The following is a 22,260-nucleotide window of genomic DNA, read 5'->3' on the forward strand; positions in this document are numbered from 1 at the left end:
CACGATGGCCGCCCTTCATCACAAGGACGCCGCAGCGTTGTGGTGCGTGACAACCTTCGGCAATTTTTCCGGATTCAGCACGCTGTACACGTTGGCGATGCGGCCATCGGCCACTTCGATGGTGGTGATCGAGTGCAGGCAATCGCCCTGGAAGCGCAGGATCGCAGGCTCGCCGTTGACGTAGCCCAGCTGCGCCGGATGCGCGGCGCCGCGGCGGGCGATGGCCCAGAACAGGCGGCCGATGCGCTCGGCACCCCGCAGTGGGCGGATCGCGGCGGTAACCACGCCGCCACCGTCGGAGACCAGTTGCGCGTTGGCGTGCAGCAGGGCCTGGATCGCCTCGCTGTCGCCGCGCTGCGAGGCATCCATGAAGCGCGTCAGCAACCGCCGGTGCTGGATGGCATCGGCGTTGAAGCGCGGCCGTCCGGCCTGCAGACGCTGCCGGGCGCGGTGCACCAGCTGCCGGCAGTTGGCTTCGCTGTGGCCGATCAGGTCGGCGATCTCACGGTAGTCGTGGTCGAAGGCCTCCTTCAGCAGGAAGGCGGCGCGTTCTTCGGGGCCGAGCTGTTCGAGCAGGGTCAGGAAGGCGACCGAGACCTCGTCGGCCAGCGCATGCAGCTGGGCCGGGCCGGGCGCGGGGTCAGGCTCCAGGGTGACCGCCAGCGGTTCGGCCAGCCATGGGCCGACATAGTGGACACGCTCGCGCTTGGCCGCTCGCAGGCGGTCCAGGCCGAGCCGGGTGGTGGTGGTGACCAGCCAGGCCTCTGCATCGCGGACGCTGGCAGGATCGGCGCCGGACCAGCGCAGCCAGGCGTCCTGCACCACGTCTTCGGCGTCGGCGCGGCTGCCGAGCAGGCGGTAGGCCAGCGCCATCAGGCGCGGGCGGTGGGTCTGGAAAACGGTTTCGGCGTTCATGTGGGCAAGGACGCCGCAGTGGCGCGTGGCGTGACAGAGCGTCGGGGGAATCTTGCCGGCCAGCGGCCGGCACTACCACCCCGGGGCCGGGGGAGGGGGTAAAATGGGCGGATTACCCCCGCCAGCCTCGAGCAAGCGAGCAAGCCGTGACATCGATCAAGCAGGAAGACCTCATCCAGTCCATCGCCGACGCGCTGCAGTACATCTCGTACTACCACCCGGTCGACTACATCAAGAACCTCGCCGCCGCGTACGAGCGTGAGGAGTCGCCGGCCGCGAAGGAAGCGATGGCCCAGATCCTGATCAATTCGCGGATGTGCGCCGAAGGCCACCGTCCGATCTGCCAGGACACCGGCATCGTCACCGTGTTCCTGGAAATCGGCATGGACGTGCGTTGGGATGACGCCACCATGGGCGTGGAAGACATGGCCAATGAAGGCGTTCGCCGCGCCTACATGCATCCGGACAACAAGCTGCGCGCCTCGGTGCTGGCCGATCCGGCCGGCAAGCGGATCAACACCAGGGACAACACCCCGGGCGTGGTCAACGTCAAGGTGGTGCCGGGCAACAAGGTCGACGTCATCGTTGCGGCCAAGGGCGGTGGTTCGGAAGCGAAGACCAAGTTCGCCATGCTCAACCCGTCCGACTCCATCGTCGACTGGGTGCTGAAGACCGTGCCGACCATGGGCGCCGGCTGGTGCCCGCCGGGCATGCTCGGCATCGGCATTGGTGGCACCGCCGAGAAGGCGATGCTGCTGGCCAAGGAGGCGCTGATGGAACCGATCGACATCACCGAGCTGCAGGCCCGTGGTGCCTCCAACCGCATCGAGGAGCTGCGCCTGGAGCTGTATGAGAAGGTCAATGCGCTGGGCATCGGCGCGCAGGGCCTGGGCGGCCTGACCACTGTGCTGGACATCAAGATCAACGACTATCCGACCCATGCGGCCAACCTGCCGGTGGCGATGATCCCGAACTGCGCCGCCACCCGCCATGCGCACTTCACCCTGGATGGCAGTGGCCCGGTAATGCTGGACCCGCCGTCGCTGGAAGACTGGCCGAAGCTGACCTATGACGCGTCCAAGGGCACCCGCGTGGACCTGGACACGATCACCCCGGAAGATGTGGCCAGCTGGAAGCCGGGCCAGACCCTGCTGCTCAATGGCAAGCTACTGACCGGCCGCGATGCCGCGCACAAGCGCATGGTCGACATGCTCAACAAGGGCGAGGAACTGCCGGTCGATCTGAAGGGCCGCTTCATCTATTACGTCGGCCCGGTCGATCCGGTGCGCGACGAAGTGGTGGGCCCGGCCGGTCCGACCACGGCGACCCGCATGGACAAGTTCACCGAGCAGGTGCTGGCGCAGACCGGCCTGCTGGGCATGGTCGGCAAGGCCGAGCGTGGCCCGGCCGCGATCGAGGCGATCAGGAAGCACAAGTCGGCCTACCTGATGGCCGTCGGTGGATCGGCCTACCTGGTGTCCAAGGCGATCAAGGCCGCCAAGGTGGTCGGTTTCGCCGACCTGGGCATGGAGGCGATCTACGAGTTCACCGTGCAGGACATGCCCGTGACCGTGGCGGTGGATTCCACCGGCGAATCGGTGCACAAGACCGGCCCGCGCGAATGGCAGGCCCGCATCGGCAAGATTCCGGTGGTTGTGGAGTAAGCCCTCCATCCCGGACCGGACAACGGCGCCCCTGTGGCGCCGTTGTTGTATGGGCAAAAATATTGATGTTCCGGTAGCGGTTGTTCTGCTACGGTCGGAACACTCTCGCACAGGACGTGTCCATGGCCCTGCATCGGTTCATCGTGGTAGGCGTGCTGCTGGCCCTGGCCGGTTGCAGCACCCCGGCGTCGTACGAAGGCGCGGATTTCCCCGCATCGGCGCAATGCCGCGTGCAGTGCCAGGCCGGCTATCGCAGCTGCATGGCGCAGAATGACTCCCTCGGCAGCCGCCAGAACAACTGCGAGCAGCAGGTGGTGCCGGCGCCGGACAAACGCTGCAAGGACGTGGACAATCCGGAGCTGCGCCGTGCCTGCGAACTGAAGACGCACGACTGCGCGATGCGCGCGCCGATGATGTCCTGTGGCGAGCGCCGGGATTCCTGCATGAGCGGCTGCGGCTGAGCAACGATCGCGCGCGTGGGCGCATAATCGGCTGATCCACCTGCACAGGATCTTCCGCATGAGCACCACGCTGTATGGTTCGACCAGTACCGCCGCGCTGGTCGTGCACTGGCTGCTGATCGAGCTCGGCATCGAGCATGAACTGGTGCTGCTGGATTTCGACGCGCGCGAGCACAAGTCGGCGCAGTACCTGGCGCTCAATCCGGCCGGTGTGGTGCCGACACTGTTGATCGATGGCCTGGTACTGACCGAAGCGGCGGCCATCGCCCTGTACCTGGCCGATCGCCACCCGGAGGCCGGCCTGCTCCCGGTGCCGGGCACGCCGCAGCGTGGCGATGCCTACCGCTGGATGTTCTGGTGTGCCAGTACGCTGCAGCCGGCCTATCGGGCCTGGTTCTATCCGCATGAAATGGCCGGCCAGGCGAATGTTGAGGCCAGCCGCGAGATGGCGCGTCAGCGGCTCGAAGCGGCCTGGCAGCACGTTGCCGCTCACCTGCAGGCGCACGGCCCGTACCTGCTGGGCGCCACGCCCTGCGTGGTCGACTACATGCTGGTGATGCTGATGCGCTGGTCGCGCAACATGCCCAAGCCCAGTGACACCTGGCCGGTGCTCAAGGCGCATGCCACCTCGATGAAGGCGCGCCCGGCGTTCGCCGAGGTCTACCGCCGCGAAGGCATCACCGACTGGCGGTAACCCGAAAAAGGGGACGGAGGGAATTAAGTCGTTTGTGCACAAACGACTTAATTCCCTCCGTCCCCTTTTTCGGGTTACAGGATCTCCAGCACTGTTTCCGGTGGGCGGCACAGCCGCGTACCCTTGGTCGTGCGCACCACGGGGCGATTGATCAAGCGGGGGTGTTCGCTCATCGCCGCCAGCAACGTGGCGTCGTCTGCGCCGTCCAGGCCCAGTTCGGCGAACAGCGCCTCCTTGCTGCGTACCAGTTCCTGTGCGTGCAGCCGGGATTCGGCCAGTACCTGGCGCAGCGTGGCTGTGTCCGGCGGGTTGCCCAGGTAGTCGATCACCACCGGATCGAAGCCCGCATCGCGGATCAGCTTCAGTGCGCCGCGCGAGTTGCTGCAGGCCGGGTTGTGCCAGATCGTCACGTCCATCAGAACCACTCCAGCAGAGACACGCCCACACCCACATAGGTGGCCTTGTGGTTGTAGTCGATCAGGCTTTCGCCGTAGCCGTCGAAGACCTGCACATGGCCACGCAGCAGGTTGCTGATCGGGAAGCCGTAGTCCAGCTGCAGCGCACCGTGCGAACGGCTTCCGGTGCGCAGTGAATGGCGCGCCATCAGCGAGACCTCATGCCCATTGCGGTTCCAGGTCAGGGTGGCGTCGCCGCGACCCATGTAATCCTCGATGTCCGGATTGTTGTCTTCGCTGCGGCTTTCGGGAATGCGGTACCAGGGACGCAGCACCAGCGCCCAGTTCTCGCGGTCCAGGCCGATGTTGAGCATGACCCGGTTCCAGCTGCGTGACAGCGGGTCGGCGCGGCCATTGGACTGGTGGTTCAGCGCGATACCGGTCATGCGCCCGCGCCAGCCACCGATCGAGTAGCCGTTGCGGAACACCATCATCACTTCCGGCTCGTAATTGGTTTCGCGGAACGGGCGTGAATCCTCGCTGTTGTAGGCCTGCCAGCGCGAACTCTGGGTGTAGCCGGCCCAGATGTCGCCGTTGTCGCCGAACAGGTTCTCGGCGATCTTGGTCTTGAAGCTGATCTGGAACTTCAGCTCGGCACTGTCGAGTACCTGCGGGGTGGTCACGCTGTTGGCCGGGTTCGGCGAGTGCGGCATGGTGTTGCGATCGCTGGTCCAGAAGGCGGGCAGCAGGTACACCGGCTTGTAGGCGCGCAGTTGGAACGGCCCCAGCTTGGAGTCCTCGGCCAGTTCCCAGCGGCTGTCCAGCAGCGAACCGCGGCCGGCGTTGGCCAGCGCGCTGTCCGGCGTCGCCGGGCGGAACAGGTCGCTCACCCGCTCGCGCAGCTTTTCCTCGCCCTGGCTCACGCGCGCGGTCTGCCGTTCTTCGCGGCGGGCCTGCGCAGCCGCTTCGGCGGCAGCATCAGCGGCGGCGGTAGCCTCCGGGGTATGCCCGAACAGGCGGTCATAGCAGGCCAGCCGGGCCGCGTCGGTGGTAATTGCCGCGCAGGCGGCCGGTGAGGCGTCGGCGGTAGGCGCGAACTCCTGCGCAGCCAGCGGTGCACTGGCCAGGGCAAGCGCCAGCGGCGCCAGACGGGGAAACAGCGTGGGGAGGGTCATTGCAGCAGGCCCTTCGATGAATTCGGGAATCACACAGTGTGGCGGCTGTGCCGGATTGCGGCCAGCCCCACGGTTTATGCACGGCCACAGCGTGCGCGTGGCGTGAAGGCCAGGTGGCTCAGAAGAACCAGGCGAACGCGAACAGGCCCAGCATCGCGATCACAACCGCCAGTTTCAGTGCCAGGCCAAGCAGGATGCCGAGCCAGGTGGCCAGGCCGACCTTGGTCGAGCGGCCGAGTTCGCGGGTGTGCCAGTACTCGCCGAGCAGGGCACCGACCAGCGGTCCCGCAAACAGGCCGATGGGCATGAAGAACAGGCCGACGATGCTGCCGACGAAGGTTCCCCACAGCGCCTTGCGGCTGGCGCCGACACGCTGCGCACCGACCACCGTGGCCAGCACGTCCACCAGCAGCGAAAGCAGGGTCAGTACCCCAAGCGCGACCAGGGTGGGCCAGCCGACGTGGGCGAAGCCGTCGGCCCAGGCGGCCAGCAGCAGTCCGATGAACACCAGCGGGATGCCCGGGAGGGCCGGCAGGATGATGCCGGCGATGCCTATGAGGACAAAAATGACCGCTAGCAGATACAAGATGAATGAGAGTCCCATGCTGTCCCGTATGGAGTCCGTTTTGGGGTTGACAGTGAAAGATTTTGCCAGTTGCTTTTTCGTTTTGGCCGGGTTAAGTTGCAGTCGCTGAGCTTGGCAAGGTCACCGTGGATCGTGGCCTGATGAAGCAAGATCTTCCCGATCCGCTGCATCGATGCACCTCGCTTCCCCCTTGCTTGTCAGCCGCCCACCAGGCGTTTCCAACAACAAGAGAGAGTCAAAGGGAGTTAGTGAGATGGCTGATCGCGAGACCGGTACCGTAAAGTGGTTCAATGATGCGAAGGGCTTCGGCTTCATCAGCCGGCAGAATGGCGAGGACGTGTTCGTGCACTTCCGCGCCATCGAGACCCAGGGCTTCAAGAGCCTCAAGGAAGGCCAGACTGTGAGCTTTGAAGTCGTGCAGGGCCAGAAGGGCCTGCAGGCTGACAAGGTCCAGCCGGTGTAACAGCTGCCGTCCGTCGGCATGAAAAAGGCCCGCGCAAGCGGGCCTTTTTCTTTGCCTCAGGCCCGCTGCAGGTCAGCGCAGGATGACCTTGCCGTTGACCACGCGCACATAGGTGTTCTCACGGATGCCACCCAGGTCGCGCTGGTTGACCACGATGGTGCGGCCATCATCCATGCGCACGCTGATGTCGTAGGTATCGCTGGTGACATTCTTCTGGATCTGGTTGCCGGCCAGGGCGCCACCGACCGCGCCTGCAGCGGCGGCAATGTTCTTGTTGCCACGGCTGCCACCGGTGTGGTCGGAGATTTCATGGCCGGCCACGGCGCCGACGATGCCGCCGAGAATCGCACCGGTCGCACTGGGCGCGGTGCGGCCCGAGGGCACGGTGTTGATGCGGGTGACGATGCCACAGTCGGCGCAGCGGCCCTGGTTGTAGCCGCCGTTGTTGCCGTAACCGCCGTTGTTGTAGCCGTTGTTGTAACCACCGCTACTGTAACCGGGCGAGGTGGCACAACCGGCCAGCGCGAGGGTAGCGATGGCGCTGGCGGCGATGAGCTGGATCTTCATGGGGCGTCTCCTGGCCGTGAAGGCGGGTGTGTTGGGTGGTACTGCGTCATGCAGCAGGGTGGACGAATCCTCTCCCTTCGAACGTGAACAACGCGCCAACCACGCACCCGATGCCCGGCTGCAGGATGAACGCGCCTCAGCGGAAATCCTGGTGGCAGGCCCGGCAATCGGCCTGCAGCGTTTCCACGAGCTGGGCCAAGGCCCTGCAGTCGCCTGGCGGTGCAGCCAGCGCCGTGTTGAGGTTGCCGCGCAGTCGGCTGGCGTGCTGCTGGAACTGCGTGCTGTCCTTCAGCCCGGGAAACGCCAGGTCCAGGTCATTGGACAACAGGCGTAGCGCCTGCAGCCGCGGCACGCTGTCGGCCAGGCTGCAGCGGTTCTGCTGCTGGGCCTGCTGCAGCAGCTGCGATTGCCGCTGCATCACCTGCATCAGGCTGTCCGGGAACGGGTCGCGACGCGCCTGCAGGGCGCGGCCCACCATAAACGTGGCGACCAGGCCGATCAGCAGGCCCAGGCACAGTACGAACAGGTAGCGATGGGCAGTGGACAGGCGGCGGGGCGGGCTGGCGTTCATGCAGGCTCTCCGGGCGTGCAACGGTGGGTTCGACGCCGGCGTACTTTGGGCGCTGGCACCTGCACGTTAAAATAGCCCGATGAACGAACAGGTCAAACAACGCTTCGCCGGCATCGAACGGCTGTATGGCGTGGGTGCGCTCGAGCGCCTGCAGGGCAGTCGCGTGGCGGTGGTCGGCATGGGCGGCGTCGGCTCGTGGGTGGTGGAGGCGCTGGCCCGTTCGGCGGTCGGCCATCTGACCCTGATCGATGCCGACGACATCTGCGTGTCCAACACCAACCGGCAGCTGCCGGCGATGGAAGGCAATTACGGGCGCAACAAGGCCGAGGCGATGGCCGAGCGCTGCCGTGCGATCAATCCGGGGATCGACGTCGATGCCGTGCAGGCATTCCTGACGATGTCCAACATGGCTGAGCTGCTGGACCGCGGGTTCGATCTGGTGATCGATGCCTGCGACAGCTTCCGGGTCAAGGTCGAGACGATCGCCTGGTGCCGCCGCCGCAAGCTGCCGCTGCTGACCGTCGGCGCTGCCGGTGGCCGCACCGACCCGACCCTGGTACGTATCCGCGATGTTTCGCGCACCGAGCATGACGCCATGCTGGCGCTGATCCGCAAGAAGCTGCGCAGCGAATTCAACTTCCCGAAGAACGCCAAGCGCTATTTCGGCGTGCCGGCGGTGTATTCGCTGGAGAATGTGAAGTATCCGCAGGCCGATGGCAGCGTCTGCGGCATTCGTCCGAACCTGGGTGCCGATGCGGCGTTGAAGCTGGACTGCGGCGCCGGCCTGGGCGCGGCGACCCACATCACCGGCGCGTTCGCCTTTGCGGCGGTGGGCAAGGCGCTGGAGATGCTGCTGGAGCCGAAGAAGGCGAAAACCGAGGTGACCGAGGCCTACGCCGACGCATGACGGTGGTGCCGGCCGCCCGGGGTTGCCGGCCAGCGGCCGGCACTACCTTCCAAACGTCGGCGACTCAGTCGTTCCGTGGCGGCGCCGGTAGTGCCGGACGCTGCCCGGCGTCGGGTTCGCCGCGGTCGTTGCAGCGTGCCGACCAAGGTCGGCACCCGCCGTTACATTGACGGCAGCGCGAACAGCCGCCGCGCATTCTCGGTCGTGGCCTGCGCCAGGGCCTCCAGCTCCATTCCGCGCAGCGCAGCTACGTGCCGGGCAATGGTTTCCAGCCGCGCCGGTTCGTTGCGCTGGCCGCGGACCCCTGCGTCGGGCTGGTCGGGCGCGTCGGTTTCCAGCAGCAGCTGCTCCAGCGGCATCCCGCGTACCAGCCGTTGCAGGCGCTGGGCACGTTCATAGGTCAGCGGACCGCCAAGACCCAGCAGGAAGCCGTGCCTGTGCAATTGCGCGGCCTGTTCGGGGCTGCCGGAAAAACTGTGCACCACGCCGCGCAGGCCGCCGATGCGGCGGATGGCGGCGATTACCGCATCCACCGCGCGTCGCGCGTGCACGATCACCGGCAGCTCGAACTCACGGGCCAGTTCCAGCTGGCCGATGAAATACGCCTGTTGAGCCTCGGCATCCAGTCCTTCGACGAAGAAGTCCAGCCCGCATTCGCCGATCGCACACGGGCGTTCGCGCTCGATCCAGCCGCGCAGCAGTGGCTGGTGCCCAGGCTGGTGCTCGGCCAGGAACATCGGATGCAGGCCGTAGGCCGGGTACAGCCCCGGCGCCTGCTGGCAGACCTCGCGCAGTTTCGGCCAGCTGGCAGCGGTGACCGCGGGCACCACCTGTTGGCGTACACCCACGGCCTGCGCCCGCTCGATCACTGCGGCACGGTCAGGGTCGAACGCGCTCGCGTCGAGATGACAGTGGCTGTCGACCAGCACGCTCAACGCTGTTCCAGCGGCGGTGGCGTGGTGGCGTTGCGGCTCTTCCAGTTGGCCAGCAGCAGCGTGCCGAAGCCCAGCACCAGCTCATCGATGAACGGGATCGGGTCCGGGATGAACAGCGTCAGCACGAACAGGCCGGCGGTGAGCTTGAACAGGGTGGGGTAGCGCAGCCGGCGCGCCCATTGCAGTACTGGCAGCAGCATCGGGTTGGCCATGGCGGGGATCCTCGTGGGGAATATGCAAACGCTACCACGGGCCCTGCATTTCCCGATGCTGAATGGGTTACAGGAATGAGCAGGAAATGTGGAGATTCCGTTCAGGCAGCGCATGCTGCAATCTGTCCCGAGAACGTTGCGGATGGTCCGCAAGGAGCAGGTCATGAAAAGCACAACTACAACTGTCCTGGTCGCAGCGGGCGCGCTGCTGGTTGGTGGCATCGCCACCGCCGCCTTCATGAAGAGTGGCGACAAATCGCCGGACTCCATCAGCGCCGCAACCCCCAATGGCGAGTCGCGCCTGGTCGATGGCAACGCCACCGACGATGGCGTGCGTGGTGACCAGCTCGACCCGTCCGCGCCGCGCGGGCTGGAATATGCCGATGTGCTGAAGGTCGACCCGATCACCGAGAAGCAGAAGGCCTATGCCACCGTGATCGGCACCGATCCGGTGCGTGAGACCTCCACCACCCAGACCCCGCACGAGGTCTGCCAGGACGTGACGGTGCAGGAACGCCTGCCGGAGCGTGATGGCAACGTTGGCGGTACCGTGGTTGGCGCGGTGGTGGGTGGCCTGCTCGGCAACCAGGTCGGTGGCGGCAACGGCAAGAAGGCCGCGACCGCAGCCGGTGCGGTGGCCGGTGGCTTCATCGGCAACCAGATCGACAAGCGCCACGTGGGTGGCCGCGTGGTCAACCGCACCGAGCGCCAGTGCCACACCGAAACCGCAACGTCCGAGTCGAGCCGCGTCACCGGTTACAACGTGACCTATCGCAACGAAGACGGCACCACCGGCACCATGCGCATGGCCAGCAAGCCGGGCAGCCGCATCGCCATGGGAACCAATGATGTGGTGAAGGGCTACAACGTGACCTATCGCTATGATGGCGCCGAGAAGACCGTGCGCATGGACAACAAGCCGGCCAGCGATCGCCTGCCGGTGGTCGATGGCCAGCTGGTCACGCAGACCGCTGCTGCCGGCGCCACGGCGGCCACGCGCCAGTAATCCAGAACACCCCTGCTGCACCCGACGGGCCGGCTCATGCCGGCCCGTTTCGTTGTGCGCACGGGCATTCATCCGTGGGCAAAGGGAATCGACCATGATGGACGCCCCCTTCGACAAGGAGTCGGCATGAGCATCTTCGACCTGCGCCTGGAAACCGAGCGGCTGATCCTGCGCCCGCTGCTGCGCGAGGACTACGAACCGTACCTGGCATTCTGTGCCGACGAGGAAACGATGCGCACCCTGGGGGGTGTTCAACCGCCCTCGGTGGCATGGCGCGGCTTCTGCAGCCTGGCCGGCGCCTGGCAGCTGTTCGGCTTCTCGATGTTCAGCGTGATCGAGAAATCCAGCGGTGACTGGATCGGCCGGATGGGACCGTGGCAGCCGCAGGACTGGCCTGGAACCGAGGTCGGCTGGGGTATTCGGCATGCCAGCTGGGGCCGGGGCTATGCACCGGAAGCGGCGGTTGCCGCCATCGACTGGGCGTTCGACACGCTGGGCTGGGACGAGGTGATCCACACCATCGCCGAGAACAACGACAACTCGAGGGCGGTCGCGCGCAAGCTCGGCAGCACGCTGCTGCGCATGGGCGAATTGCCACCGCCGTACAACGACAAGCCGATGCAGATCTGGGGCCAGTCGCGAGAACAGTGGCGGCAGCGCGTGCGCTGAGCGTTGCCGGTAGTGCCGGCCGCTGGCCGGCAACCTCGATGTGGCAGGATTCGTGCGATTGCCGGCCAGCGGCCAGCGTTACCGTGTTGCCATGCTGCACCCGCGCTTGGCATTCACCGGCGGGCTTGCCAGACTGCGTGCAGCTGGCCGCCGGCCGGATCCGAGGAAGCAGGCAATGGTGGAAGAGCGCGTCCCGTTGACGGTGCACGGCATGTCGGTGTCCGGCAATTGCCACAAGGTCCGCCTGCTGCTGGAGCAGCTCGGCAGCCGCTACCGCTGGGTGGAAGTGGACAGTGCCCATGGCCAGACCCACACCGCCGAGTTCCTCGCGCTCAATCCCAATGCCAAGGTGCCGTTGATCGTCCGCGACGATGGCCGCGTGTTGACTGAATCCAATGCGATCCTGTTCTGGTTGGCCGAAGGGACGCCCTACCTGCCCACCGACGGTTGGGAACGCGCGCAGGCTTTGAGCTGGATGTTCTTCGAGCAGTACACGCACGAGCCATGCGTGGCGGTAGCGCGCTTCATCCGCGGCTGGACACCGGCCGATTCACCGCGCCGCGCTGAACTGCCACGCCTGCACGAGCGCGCCGCCACCGCGCTGGCGGTGATGGAGCAGCACCTGCGCGAAGCGCAGTGGTTCACCGGCAGCGCATACGGCATCGCCGACATTGTGCTGTTCGCCTATACCGACGTCGCAGGCGAGGGCGGCATCAGCCTGGCGCCCTTCCCGGAAGTGCGCGCCTGGCTGCAGCGCGTGCGCGCGCAGCCGCGCTTCGTGGCGATGCCAGCGGTGACCGCCGAGGTGCGCGCGCGCTTCGAGGCTGCCTGATCCCACAGGGTAGCGCCCGGCGTTGCCGGGTGGAACGCAACAACGACACGGAGGGTGTTCGATGTTTGCTGTGGTTCCAGATCCGATTCCTGCGCGCATGCGCGTGCTCAACCGCGCCGAAGTGTGCGACGCCAATTTCCTCGACGCGGTGCGTGGCTGGCGAGGCACACCGCGCGCACGTCCTGCGCCGGACGCGCCGATCCTGCCGGGCAGCACGCTCAGCGCTGCCGCCTTCGGTGAGCTGTTCGATTCGCAGCTGGCCAGCCGCCAGCTGGACCTGATGGCGCGCGTATTGCGCGTGCAGAACAAGGTCTTCTATACCATCGGGTCGTCCGGCCATGAAGGCAACGCGCTGCTGGCGCGGGCCTGCCGGCATACCGACCCCGCATTCCTGCACTATCGCTCCGGCGCCTTCATGGTCGAGCGCTCGCGCCAGGTGCCGGGCATCGACGCGCTGCGCGATGCCGCGCTTTCCTTCGCCGCCAGCGCCGATGACCCGGCCAGTGGTGGCCGGCACAAAGTGTGGGGCAGCAAGCCATTGTGGGTATTGCCGCAGACCTCGACCATCGCCTCGCACCTGCCCAAAGCGCTGGGCACGGCACTGGCCATCGAGAGTGGCAAGCGACTGGCGCAGGCGCTGCCGATTCCCGCCGACAGTATCGTGCTGTGCTCGTTCGGCGACGCCTCGGCCAATCACGCTACCGCGCAGACGGCGTTCAACACCGCGATGTGGGCGGCCTACCAGAAACTGCCGGCGCCAATCCTGTTCGTCTGCGAGGACAACGGGCTGGGCATCTCGGTGAAGACGCCGGACGGCTGGATTGCCGAGCGCTTCAGCCACCAGCCGGGGCTGGACTATTTCTACGCCGATGGCCTCGACCTGGCCACCGGGCACGCCCAGGTGCAGGCCGCAGTGGACCACTGCCGGCGGACGCGGCGACCGACCTTCCTGCATCTGCGCACCACGCGCCTGATGGGCCACGCCGGCACCGACTTCGAGGTGGAATGGCGTGCATTGCCGGAATTGTGCGCGGCCGAGGCGCAGGATCCGCTGTTGCGCTCGGCGCAGATCGCGCTGGAATCGGGCTGGATGGATGCAGCCGCCATCGAAGTGGCCTACGAGACGATGCGCGCGCGCTGCATGGCCGCCGCTGCCGATGCCGAAGGCCGTGCGAAGCTGCAGTCGCTGCAGGAGGTCATGGCGCCGTTGGCACCCTATACGCCCGCGGCGGTGCAGGCCGAAGCCCGGCGCGAGGTCGCCGACGAGGCGCGCGAGGCACTCTATGGCGGTGCCGAGGCCTTGCCGGAACGACAGGTGCGACGGCATCTCGCGATCCAGATCAACCACGGCCTGCTGGAACTGCTTGCGAAGTATCCGCAGAGCCTGCTGTTCGGCGAGGACGTGGCTCAGAAGGGCGGTGTGTACACCGTCACCAAGGATCTGCTGCGCCGCTTCGGCCCACGCCGGGTGTTCAACACGCTGCTGGACGAGACCATGATCCTGGGGATGGCGCAGGGTCTGGCCAACCTGGGCATGCTGCCGATTCCGGAGATCCAGTACCTGGCCTACCTGCACAACGCCATCGACCAGCTGCGTGGTGAAGCCTGTTCGCTGCAGTTCTTCTCCAACGACCAGTATCGCAACCCGATGCTGGTGCGGGTGGCCGGGCTGGGCTACCAGAAGGGTTTCGGCGGGCACTTCCACAACGACAACTCGATCACCGCGTTGCGCGACATCCCCGGGCTTGTGGTCGGCTGCCCCTCGCGCGGCGACGATGCGGTGATGATGCTGCGCACGCTGGCCGCACTGGCGCGGGTGGATGGGCGCGTGGCGGTGTTCCTGGAGCCGATCGCGTTGTACATGAACAAGGACCTGCACGAAGCGGGGGATGGCCAGTGGCTGTTCGACTACCCGGCACAGGGCCAGGCGCTGGTGCCGGGCGAGGGACGGGTCTATGCACCGGAGGCCGAAGACCTGGTGATCTACACCTATGGCAATGGCGTGCCGATGGCGTTGCGCGCGGCGCGGGCGATCGAGCAGCAGCTGGGCTGGCAGGTACGGGTGGTCGACCTGCGCTGGCTGGTACCGTTGGATGCCGGCTTCATCGCGGCCCAGGCCGCGGGCGCGCGGCGGGTGCTGGTGCTGGACGAAGGCCGCCACAGCGGCGGAGTGGGTGAGGGCGTGGTCACCGCGCTGGTCGAAGCCGGGTTCGGCCATCTGCCGTTGCGCCGGATCTGTGGTGCCGATACGTACACACCACTGGCGGGGGCAGCAATGTTCGGCCTTCCAAGCGACAATGCGGTGATTGGCGCCGCCCTCGACCTGGCGCAGGAACCCTGATGCATGTGTGGATTGGCGGGAATGTTGTTGCCGGCGCCGCTGGCGTCGGCCGAGTCGCTGCAGGCGCAGGCGCTGGCCATGGGCCAGGCGCTGCACCATCGCGGGCCGGATGATGGCGGCAGCTGGGTCGATGCCGAGGCGGGCATCGCGCTGGCGCATCGGCGCCTGAGCATCCTCGACCTGTCCCCGCTGGGCCACCAGCCGATGGCCTCGGCGGACGGCCGCTACGTGATGGCCTACAACGGCGAGGTCTACAATTTCGCGGCCCTGCGTGAACAGCTGGAGCCGCTGGGGCACACCTTCCGCGGCCATTCCGACACCGAAGTACTGCTGGCGGCGATCCTGCAGTGGGGCGTGGAAGATACCCTGCAGCGCTGCAACGGCATGTTCGCCATCGCGCTGTGGGACCGCCAGGAGCGTTGCCTGTGGCTGGCCCGCGACCGCGTCGGCAAGAAGCCGCTGTACTACGGCTGGGCCGGCGACACGCTGGTGTTCGGTTCGGAACTGAAGGCGCTCTGGCAACACCCGGCGTTCGACAACGACATCGACCGCGATGCGCTCACCTTGCTGCTGCGGCTGGATTACATCCCGGCGCCGCACAGCATCCACCAGCGCTGCTACAAGCTGATGCCGGGCCGGGTGCTGCGGCTGGATGCAGCGGCTGTGGCCGCAGGCGCCGCGGCACACCGCCCGGAGCAGGCGCAGCGCCCGTACTGGGATGCGCGCGCACGCATGCAGGCGGCGTTGGCCGCCCCGTTCCAGGGCCGCATCGAGGAGGCCGAGGAACAGCTGGACACGCTGCTGCGCGATGCGGTGGCGCTGCGCATGGTGGCCGACGTGCCGGTCGGCGTGTTCCTGTCCGGTGGCACCGACTCATCGCTGGTGGCGGCGCTGATGCAGGCGCAGAGCGGGCAGCCGGTGCATAGTTTCAGCATCGGCTTCACCGACTCGGGACATGACGAAGCACCGCTGGCCAGGGAGCTAGCGGCTCACCTGGGCTGTGATCACACCGAGTTGTATGTCAGCGGCGCCGACGCGCTGGCGGTGGTGCCGCAGTTGCCGGCGATGTTCGATGAGCCTTTTGCCGATGCGTCGCAGGTGCCGACCGCGCTGGTCGCACGGCTGGCACGGCAGGGCGTGACCGTCGCGCTGTCCGGCGACGGTGGCGATGAGCTGTTCTTCGGCTACACCCGGTATGTACGCGCGCTGCGAAACTGGCAGATGCTCGGACGCGTACCGGGGCCGCTGCGGCGCTGGATGGGCGCACGCTCGCAGCAGCAGGGCGAGGCCTCGCGGACCGGTGGCCTGGCGGCGCTGCTGGCCGAGACAGGCGCACGTGGCATCGGCGACGTCTACCGCAACCGCATCTCGCGCTGGCGCGACCCCGCCGCGGCGGTGCCCGGTGCGCAGGCGGCCGGCAGCTTCTACGACCTGGCCGATCCGCTGCATGGCGCGGGGACACCGGCCGACGCGATGATGCTGGCCGATTTCGTGACCTACCTGCCCGATGACCTGTTGTGCAAGGTCGACCGGACCTCGATGGCGGTCAGCCTGGAGGCGCGCGCGCCATTGCTGGACTGGCGCGTGGCCGAGTTCGCCTGGTCACTGCCGCTGGGCTTCAAGCGCAGTGAGACGACCAGCAAGGTGCTGCTCAAGCGCGTGCTGGGCCGTTACGTGCCGCATTCGATGGTGCACCGTCCCAAGCGCGGTTTCGGCGCACCGGTCAGCGACTGGCTGAAAGGCGACCTGCGGCCCTGGGCCGAGGACCTGCTGCAGCCGGCGCGGCTGGAGCGTGAGGGCGTGCTGTCGGCGGCGGCGGTGCAGCCGCTGTGGCAGCAGTTCCTGGGGGGGCAGCGCAAGTGGCATACCCACCTGTGGAACGTGCTGATGTTCCAGGCCTGGCAGGCGCATTGGCGGCAGGCGCGGACCGGCGTGACCGGCGGCTGATCTTCACCGGATGGCACGGGCCTGGCGACTAGGCTGGGCCTCCCGCACCGTGAGGAGTATGTCCCGATGTCCGTCCGCACCATCGCCGTGTTCGTTGGCAGCCTGCGCAAGGATTCCTGCAACCGCAAGCTGGCCCATGCGCTGGAGAAGCTCGCCGGTGATCGTGCGCGCTTCCAGTACGTGCAGATCGGCGATCTGCCATTGTACGACCAGGATTTCGACGCCGATTATCCGCCGCAGGGCACCCGGCTGAAGGACCAGGTGCGCGGCGCCGACGCGGTGCTGTTCGTGACACCCGAGTACAACCGGTCGGTGCCCGGCGTGCTCAAGAACGCCATTGATATTGGATCGCGCCCGTACGGTGACAGTGCGTTTGCCGGCAAGCCGGCGGCGGTGATCGGCGCCTCCATCGGCCAGATCGGTACCGCCGTGGCCCAGCAGCACCTGCGCAACAGCCTGGCCTTCCTGGACATGCATGTGCTGGGCCAGCCCGAGGCATTCATCCACTTCAAGGACGGCCTGATCGATGCCGATGGCACGATCCACAACGAAGGCACGCAGAAGTTCCTGCAGGGCTACGTGGACCGGTTCCTGGCGTTGATCTCAGTGCACGTCAAGGGCGATTGACGCCTGCGGGGTCAGAGCCCCTGCGTCGCAGGGGCTCCGACCCAAATCGTGCCCAGGGTCGGATCCCGGCGCGCAGTGACGGGCTCCGACCCCGGGGCGTTGATCTGCGATAATGTCCCGCTCGGGCGCCGCAATGGCGCCCGTCGCAGGCAGTGCGACGCTCTCACGCCAGTCTGGCCAGGTACCGGCGGATATCCCCCGTTTTCCCACGGCTTATCCACAGGCTTGTCCATGGCTGCCGGGGCCGGCACATGCCTACACTCGTCTGGCCCACTTTTGCAGGAAACACCGCAGCATGTCCGCTCGTCCCGGCTTCCGTTCCAACCGCAGAGAGCGCGGTGATGGCTTCGATCGCGATCGCGACGAGTCGCGCATCGACCAGTTGCGGGTACCGCCCCATTCGGTGGAAGCCGAGCAGGCGGTACTGGGTGGCCTGATGCTGGCGCCCGAGGCGTATGACCGTGTCAACGACCAGCTGACCGAAAGCGACTTCTATCGTCGCGATCACCAGATGATCTATCGTGCGATCCGCGAGCTGTCCGAGCGCGAACGGCCGTTCGATGCGGTGACGCTGGGCGAGTGGTTCGAATCGCAGGGCAAGATGGAACTGGTGGGTGACGGCGCCTACCTGATCGAACTGGCCAGTACCACGCCGTCAGCTGCCAACATCGTGGCCTACGCCGAGATCGTGCGCGACAAGGCGGTGCTGCGGCAGCTGATCCAGGTCGGCACCGACATCGTCAACGACGGCTTCCAGCCGGAGGGGCGCGACAGCAGCGAGCTGCTGGCCTCGGCGGAAAAGAGCGTATTTGCCATTGCCGAACAGGGCGCGCGTGGCCGTACCGATTTTGTGGCCATGCCCGGTGCGCTGAAGGATGCGTTCGAGGAACTGCGCAACCGCTTCGAGAACGGCGGCAACATCACCGGCCTGCCGACCGGCTACACCGATTTCGATGCGATGACCGCCGGCCTGCAGCCGACCGACCTGATCATCCTCGCGGCGCGCCCGGCAATGGGCAAGACCACCTTCGCGCTGAACATCGCCGAGTACGCGGCGATCAAGTCGAAGAAGGGCGTGGCGGTGTTCTCGATGGAAATGTCGGCATCGCAGCTGGCGATGCGCCTGATTTCCTCCAACGGCCGCATCAACGCGCAGCGCCTGCGCACCGGCCAGCTGGAAGACGAGGACTGGAGCCGCGTCACCAGCGCGATCAAGATGCTGAAGGAAACCAAGATCTTCATCGACGACACGCCGGGCGTGTCGCCTGAAGTGCTGCGTTCCAAGTGCCGCCGCCTCAAGCGCGAGCATGACCTGGGTCTGGTGGTGATCGACTACCTGCAGCTGATGAGCGTGCCGGGCAACAGCGAGAACCGCGCGACCGAAATCTCGGAAATCTCGCGTTCGCTGAAGGGACTGGCCAAGGAACTGAACGTGCCGGTGATCGCGCTGTCGCAGCTCAACCGCTCGCTGGAAACGCGTACCGACAAGCGCCCGGTGATGGCCGATCTTCGCGAATCGGGCGCAATCGAGCAGGACGCGGACATGATCGTGTTCATCTACCGCGACGACTACTACAACAAGGAAAACTCGCCGGACAAGGGCCTGGCCGAAATCATCATCGGCAAGCACCGTGGTGGCCCGACCGGCTCGTGCAAACTGAAGTTCTTCGGTGAGTACACCCGCTTCGACAACCTGGCCCACGATTCGGTCGGTTCGTTCGAATAGTGGTCATGCCGGCCTGGCCGGCAACCACGCTCGGGCGCTGTAGAGCCCAAGGCACCGGCAGGAGCCGCTGTCAGCGCGGGTTCCATGCGGTCGCCACGAAGCGCAGCCGGGCGCGGGCTTGGCGTTGCACTGCGCTGGATCGGTTTCATCGCCCCCAGCCCGGTTTCGTCGCAAACCGTTTGCCGGCGCCAGGGCAGGGCGCCAAGGTGTCCGCAGGCGGCAGGGTGCCGCCCCAAGGAGACCGTGATGAAGACCCTGTTCGCGCTCGGTGTGTGGTGCCTGCTGTTCGTACTGTGCTGGCCGCTGGCGATCCTCGCCGTGATCGCCTGGCCGTTCGTGTGGCTGCTGAGCCTGCCGTTCCGACTGGTCGGCATCACCTTCTCGGCGCTGTTCGCGTTCCTGCGCGCGCTGTTCATGCTGCCCGCGCGCCTGCTTGGTGGCCGGGTGGTGCCCGCATGAGGGCGGTGGTGCTGGTCGGTCTGGCCCTGTTGGCGGGTCCGGTGCTGGCCGCACCTCCGGCACCCCCTTCGGTGTGGCTGGAGCGCCAGCAGGCAGCCGGTGCCGACGAAGCGAATGCTGCTGGGGCGAAGCCTCTGGCGGTACCCGAGGCCAGGGAGCGCTGCCGGGTCACGAAGGAATGGAAGGTCGGCGATACGGTGGTGCACCACAGGGTCTGTGAGGATCCACCGAAGAAGCCTGCTGGAAAGGTGTAGCGCCGAGCCCATGCTCGGCGGCCTTTGCAGGGCAGCCGAGCGTGGGCCCGGCGCTACAGGGAAATGAGCGACAAAAAACCCCGCCGAGGCGGGGTTTTTCATATCCGGGTGATGCCGGCCAGCGGCCGGCACTACCGAACGATCAGTTTGCCTTGTGGATGGCGCGCTTGCTGACCGCCATCGCTGCGTCGTGGATCACTTCCGACAGCGACGGGTGGGCGTGGCAGATGCGGGCCAGGTCATCGGCCGAGCCGCTGAACTCCATGGTCAGCACGCCTTCGTGCACCAGTTCGGAGACGTTGGCGCCAACCAGGTGCATGCCGAGGATGCGATCGGTTTCGGCATGGGCCAGGATCTTCACGAAGCCGGCCGGCTCGATCATCGCCACGGCACGGCCGTTGGCGGCGAACGGGAAGCTGCCGGCCTTGTACGGAATGCCTTCGGCCTTCAGCTGGGCTTCGGTCTTGCCGACCCACGCCAGTTCCGGCTCGGTGTAGATGACCCACGGGATGGTGTCGAAGTTGACGTGGCCCGGCAGGCCGGCGATCAGCTCAGCCACCGCGATGCCTTCCTCGAAGCCCTTGTGCGCCAGCATCGGGCCGCGCACGCAGTCGCCGACCGCCCACACGCCGTTGACGCCGGTGTGGCAGTGCGCATCGACTTCGATCTGACCACGCTCGTTGACCTTGACGCCGGTGCCTTCGGCCAGCAGGCCCTTGGTGGCGGCGCGACGGCCGACGGCCACCAGCAGCTTGTCCACGGTCAGGGTCTTTTCGCCTTCCGCGTCGGTGTAGGTGACGATGACTTCCTTCTTCTTGCCCTTGCCGGTGATCTCGGTCTTGGAGACCTTGGCATTGAGCTTGATGTCCAGGCCCTGCTTCTTGAATTCCTTGGCAGCGGCCTTGGCCACTTCGGCGTCGGCAGCCGCCAGGAACTCCGGCATGGCCTCAAGGATGGTGACTTCAGCGCCCAGGCGCTTCCACACGCTGCCCAGTTCCAGGCCGATCACGCCGGCACCGATCACCGCCAGGCGGTTCGGCACTTCGGTGAAGTCCAGGCCGCCGACGTTGTCGACGATGGTCTCGCCGTCGAACTTGGCGAACGGCAGTTCGATCGAATCCGAACCGGCCGCGATGATGACGTTGGTGCCCTTCAGCTCGACTTCCGAACCGTCGTGCTGCTTCACCTTGACCACGTTGCCCGGCTGCAGCTGGCCGAAGCCGTAGTAGGCGGCGACCTTGTTGGCCTTGAACAGCATGCCGATGCCGCCGGTGAACTGCTTGACGATCTTGTCCTTGCGGCCAATCATCGCCTCGACGTCGATCTTGGCATCCTTGAAGCTGATGCCGTGGTCGCCAAAGATGTGGCCCATGTTCCAGAACTGGCGCGAGGAATCCAGCAGCGCCTTGGACGGGATGCAGCCCACGCGCAGGCAGGTGCCGCCGAGGGCCGGCTTGCCGTCCTTGCCCAGCGCTGCGTCGATGCAGGCGGTCTTCAGGCCCAGCTGGGCCGCGCGGATGGCAGCGTGGTAACCGGCCGGGCCGGCACCGATGACGACGACGTCGAATTGTTCAGCCATTGAATTATTCCTTGATGCATTACCAGAACCCCTCCGCGCAGGCGCGGAGGGGCGGGAGGTTTCTTACAGGCCGAACAGCATGCGGCCCGGGTTTTCCAGCTGGTTCTTGATGTCCACCAGGAACTGCACCGAGTCCTTGCCGTCGATGATGCGATGGTCGTAGGACAGCGCCAGGTACATCATCGGCGCGATCACGACCTGGCCGTTCTGGGCGATCGGACGCTCCTTGATGGCGTGCATGCCCAGGATGGCGCTCTGCGGCGGGTTGATGATCGGGGTCGACAGCAGCGAACCGAAGGTGCCGCCGTTGGTCACGGTGAAGGTGCCGCCCTGCAGTTCTTCCAGGCCCAGCTTGCCGTCACGTGCCTTCTTGGCGTAGTCGGCGATGGTCTTCTCGATGTCGGCGAACGACATGCGCTCGACGTTGCGCAGGACCGGTGTGACCAGGCCCTTCTCGGTCGACACGGCGATCGAGATGTCCGAGTAGCCGTGGTAGATGATGTCGTCGCCGTCGATCGAGGCGTTGACCAGCGGGAAGCGCTGCAGTGCGTTGGCAGCGGCCTTCACGAAGAAGCTCATGAAGCCCAGCTTGATGCCGTGTGCCTTGACGAACTCGTCCTGCAGCTCCTTGCGCGCCGCCGACACCTTGGACAGGTCGACTTCGTTGAAGGTGGTCAGCATGGCGGTGGAGTTCTTCGACTCCATCAGGCGCTCGGCGATGCGCTTGCGGATGCGGGTCATCGGCACGCGTTCTTCCGGACGCGCGCCACCGGCCTTGCCGGCGCCGCCGTTGCGGGCGAAGTTGACGATGTCTTCCTTGGTCACCGCGCCACGACGGCCGGTGCCGTCGACGTCGGCCGGGTTCACGCCTTCGGTGATGGCGGTGAAGCGGGCGCCCGGCGGCAGCGCGTCGGCGGCCGACTTGGCAGCCGGGGCCGGCGCAGCGGCAGCGGCCGGAGCAGCGGCGGCCGGTGCGGCTTCAGCCTTCTTCTCTTCAGCGGCCGGGGCCGGAGCCGCAGCCACGGCGCCTTCTTCGATGATCGCCACGACCTGGCTGGAGGTCACGGTATCGCCTTCCTTGAACTTGATTTCCTTCAGCACGCCGTCAACCGGCGACGGCACTTCCAGCACGACCTTGTCGGTTTCCAGGTCAAGCAGGTTTTCGTCGCGCTTGACGGCGTCGCCCACCTTCTTGTGCCAGGTGGCGATGGTGCCGTCGGCGACGGATTCGGGCAGTACCGGGGCTTTGACTTCGGTGGCCATTGCGGGAGCTTC

The 22,260-nt window shown here is 66.6% G+C and carries 24 protein-coding genes; 14 read left to right on the top strand and 10 right to left on the bottom strand.

Annotated elements, in window-relative coordinates; translation table 11 throughout:
• Nucleotides 1–18: 18 nt before the first annotated feature.
• Complete coding sequence (locus AC5P66_RS08250; protein ID WP_099494574.1) at nt 19–915, bottom strand: RNA polymerase sigma-70 factor; 897 nt, start codon at nt 913–915, stop codon at nt 19–21.
• A gap of 146 nt (nt 916–1,061) precedes the next feature.
• On the opposite strand from AC5P66_RS08250, the gene AC5P66_RS08255 reads away from it, so the two are divergent.
• The 3 genes from AC5P66_RS08255 (at nt 1,062) to AC5P66_RS08265 (ending at nt 3,734) form a co-directional block, all read left to right on the top strand.
• Nucleotides 1,062–2,579, top strand: a complete 1,518-nt coding sequence (locus AC5P66_RS08255; RefSeq protein ID WP_049417212.1) for a fumarate hydratase — start codon at nt 1,062–1,064, stop codon at nt 2,577–2,579.
• 122 nt (nt 2,580–2,701) lie between these two features.
• Nucleotides 2,702–3,040, top strand: coding sequence for a hypothetical protein (locus tag AC5P66_RS08260; RefSeq protein WP_049417210.1), 339 nt, complete (start codon nt 2,702–2,704; stop codon nt 3,038–3,040).
• 58 nt (nt 3,041–3,098) lie between these two features.
• Entirely contained in the window at nt 3,099–3,734 is a 636-nt protein-coding gene (locus AC5P66_RS08265) for a glutathione S-transferase family protein (protein WP_049417208.1), read from the top strand.
• A 74-nt stretch (nt 3,735–3,808) separates the two neighbouring features.
• Here AC5P66_RS08265 and arsC read toward each other — a convergent pair whose 3' ends face one another.
• The 3 genes from arsC to AC5P66_RS08280 all read right to left on the bottom strand — a co-directional run bounded on the left by arsC (nt 3,809) and on the right by AC5P66_RS08280 (nt 5,908).
• Nucleotides 3,809–4,150: an arsenate reductase (glutaredoxin) gene (arsC, locus tag AC5P66_RS08270; protein WP_049410547.1), complete on the bottom strand. Its 342-nt coding sequence runs from the start codon at nt 4,148–4,150 to the stop codon at nt 3,809–3,811.
• On the bottom strand, nt 4,150–5,304 hold the full coding sequence (locus AC5P66_RS08275) for a phospholipase A (RefSeq protein WP_049410545.1): 1,155 nt from the start codon (nt 5,302–5,304) through the stop codon (nt 4,150–4,152). The genes arsC and AC5P66_RS08275 overlap by 1 nt, the downstream gene beginning before the upstream one ends.
• A gap of 118 nt (nt 5,305–5,422) precedes the next feature.
• Nucleotides 5,423–5,908 (bottom strand): DUF456 domain-containing protein, encoded by a 486-nt coding sequence (locus tag AC5P66_RS08280; protein WP_032958895.1) that lies wholly within the window; start codon nt 5,906–5,908, stop codon nt 5,423–5,425.
• Between the two features lie 235 nt (nt 5,909–6,143).
• Here AC5P66_RS08280 and AC5P66_RS08285 point away from each other — a divergent pair, with 235 nt between their 5' ends.
• Nucleotides 6,144–6,353, top strand: a complete 210-nt coding sequence (locus AC5P66_RS08285) for a cold-shock protein (RefSeq protein ID WP_010486802.1) — start codon at nt 6,144–6,146, stop codon at nt 6,351–6,353.
• Between the two features lie 72 nt (nt 6,354–6,425).
• Here AC5P66_RS08285 and AC5P66_RS08290 read toward each other — a convergent pair whose 3' ends face one another.
• Both AC5P66_RS08290 and AC5P66_RS08295 read right to left on the bottom strand, forming a co-directional pair.
• The gene (locus tag AC5P66_RS08290; RefSeq protein WP_099494575.1) at nt 6,426–6,920 is read right to left on the bottom strand and encodes a glycine zipper 2TM domain-containing protein; all 495 of its coding nucleotides are present in this window, start codon (nt 6,918–6,920) and stop codon (nt 6,426–6,428) included.
• Nucleotides 6,921–7,056: 136 nt separating this feature from the next.
• Nucleotides 7,057–7,491, bottom strand: coding sequence for a cytochrome c (locus tag AC5P66_RS08295; protein WP_099494576.1), 435 nt, complete (start codon nt 7,489–7,491; stop codon nt 7,057–7,059).
• Nucleotides 7,492–7,570: 79 nt separating this feature from the next.
• Between AC5P66_RS08295 and AC5P66_RS08300 the strand changes: the two genes are divergently transcribed.
• Nucleotides 7,571–8,398: a tRNA threonylcarbamoyladenosine dehydratase gene (locus AC5P66_RS08300; RefSeq protein WP_005417543.1), complete on the top strand. Its 828-nt coding sequence runs from the start codon at nt 7,571–7,573 to the stop codon at nt 8,396–8,398.
• Nucleotides 8,399–8,559: 161 nt separating this feature from the next.
• On the opposite strand, the gene AC5P66_RS08305 is transcribed toward AC5P66_RS08300, so the two are convergent.
• Entirely contained in the window at nt 8,560–9,333 is a 774-nt protein-coding gene (locus tag AC5P66_RS08305) for a TatD family hydrolase (RefSeq protein WP_099495358.1), read from the bottom strand.
• Complete coding sequence (locus AC5P66_RS08310) at nt 9,330–9,545, bottom strand: DUF6116 family protein (protein WP_005417541.1); 216 nt, start codon at nt 9,543–9,545, stop codon at nt 9,330–9,332. The genes AC5P66_RS08305 and AC5P66_RS08310 overlap by 4 nt, the downstream gene beginning before the upstream one ends.
• 163 nt (nt 9,546–9,708) lie before the next feature.
• Here AC5P66_RS08310 and AC5P66_RS08315 point away from each other — a divergent pair, with 163 nt between their 5' ends.
• From AC5P66_RS08315 to AC5P66_RS08355, 9 genes are all read left to right on the top strand, one after another.
• Nucleotides 9,709–10,551, top strand: coding sequence for a glycine zipper 2TM domain-containing protein (locus tag AC5P66_RS08315; RefSeq protein ID WP_049410551.1), 843 nt, complete (start codon nt 9,709–9,711; stop codon nt 10,549–10,551).
• A 126-nt stretch (nt 10,552–10,677) separates the two neighbouring features.
• The gene (locus AC5P66_RS08320; protein WP_005417537.1) at nt 10,678–11,220 is read left to right on the top strand and encodes a GNAT family N-acetyltransferase; all 543 of its coding nucleotides are present in this window, start codon (nt 10,678–10,680) and stop codon (nt 11,218–11,220) included.
• Between the two features lie 175 nt (nt 11,221–11,395).
• Nucleotides 11,396–12,052 carry a glutathione S-transferase family protein gene (locus tag AC5P66_RS08325; protein WP_495216183.1) on the top strand — a complete coding sequence of 219 codons (657 nt, stop codon included), beginning with the start codon at nt 11,396–11,398 and terminating at the stop codon, nt 12,050–12,052.
• A 61-nt stretch (nt 12,053–12,113) separates the two neighbouring features.
• The gene (locus AC5P66_RS08330) at nt 12,114–14,393 is read left to right on the top strand and encodes a transketolase C-terminal domain-containing protein (protein ID WP_495216184.1); all 2,280 of its coding nucleotides are present in this window, start codon (nt 12,114–12,116) and stop codon (nt 14,391–14,393) included.
• Nucleotides 14,394–14,396: 3 nt separating this feature from the next.
• A complete protein-coding gene (gene asnB, locus AC5P66_RS08335; RefSeq protein ID WP_049438114.1) occupies nt 14,397–16,340 on the top strand; it encodes an asparagine synthase (glutamine-hydrolyzing) in 1,944 nt (647 codons plus the stop codon).
• 66 nt (nt 16,341–16,406) lie between these two features.
• Entirely contained in the window at nt 16,407–16,967 is a 561-nt protein-coding gene (locus AC5P66_RS08340) for an NADPH-dependent FMN reductase (protein ID WP_099495355.1), read from the top strand.
• A 295-nt stretch (nt 16,968–17,262) separates the two neighbouring features.
• Complete coding sequence (locus AC5P66_RS08345; RefSeq protein ID WP_099495354.1) at nt 17,263–18,693, top strand: replicative DNA helicase; 1,431 nt, start codon at nt 17,263–17,265, stop codon at nt 18,691–18,693.
• A 246-nt stretch (nt 18,694–18,939) separates the two neighbouring features.
• A complete protein-coding gene (locus AC5P66_RS08350) occupies nt 18,940–19,152 on the top strand; it encodes a hypothetical protein (RefSeq protein WP_099485325.1) in 213 nt (70 codons plus the stop codon).
• Complete coding sequence (locus AC5P66_RS08355; RefSeq protein ID WP_495216185.1) at nt 19,149–19,406, top strand: hypothetical protein; 258 nt, start codon at nt 19,149–19,151, stop codon at nt 19,404–19,406. Before AC5P66_RS08350 ends, AC5P66_RS08355 begins: the two co-directional genes overlap by 4 nt.
• A 142-nt stretch (nt 19,407–19,548) precedes the next feature.
• Here the strand turns inward: AC5P66_RS08355 and lpdA are convergent, their stop codons facing one another.
• Both lpdA and sucB read right to left on the bottom strand, forming a co-directional pair.
• A complete protein-coding gene (gene lpdA, locus AC5P66_RS08360; protein ID WP_005417523.1) occupies nt 19,549–20,985 on the bottom strand; it encodes a dihydrolipoyl dehydrogenase in 1,437 nt (478 codons plus the stop codon).
• A gap of 63 nt (nt 20,986–21,048) precedes the next feature.
• Nucleotides 21,049–22,248 carry a dihydrolipoyllysine-residue succinyltransferase gene (gene sucB / locus AC5P66_RS08365; protein WP_019660411.1) on the bottom strand — a complete coding sequence of 400 codons (1,200 nt, stop codon included), beginning with the start codon at nt 22,246–22,248 and terminating at the stop codon, nt 21,049–21,051.
• Nucleotides 22,249–22,260 lie beyond the last annotated feature (12 nt).

This window comes from Stenotrophomonas sp. YJH_SMC_122, assembly GCF_059369535.1.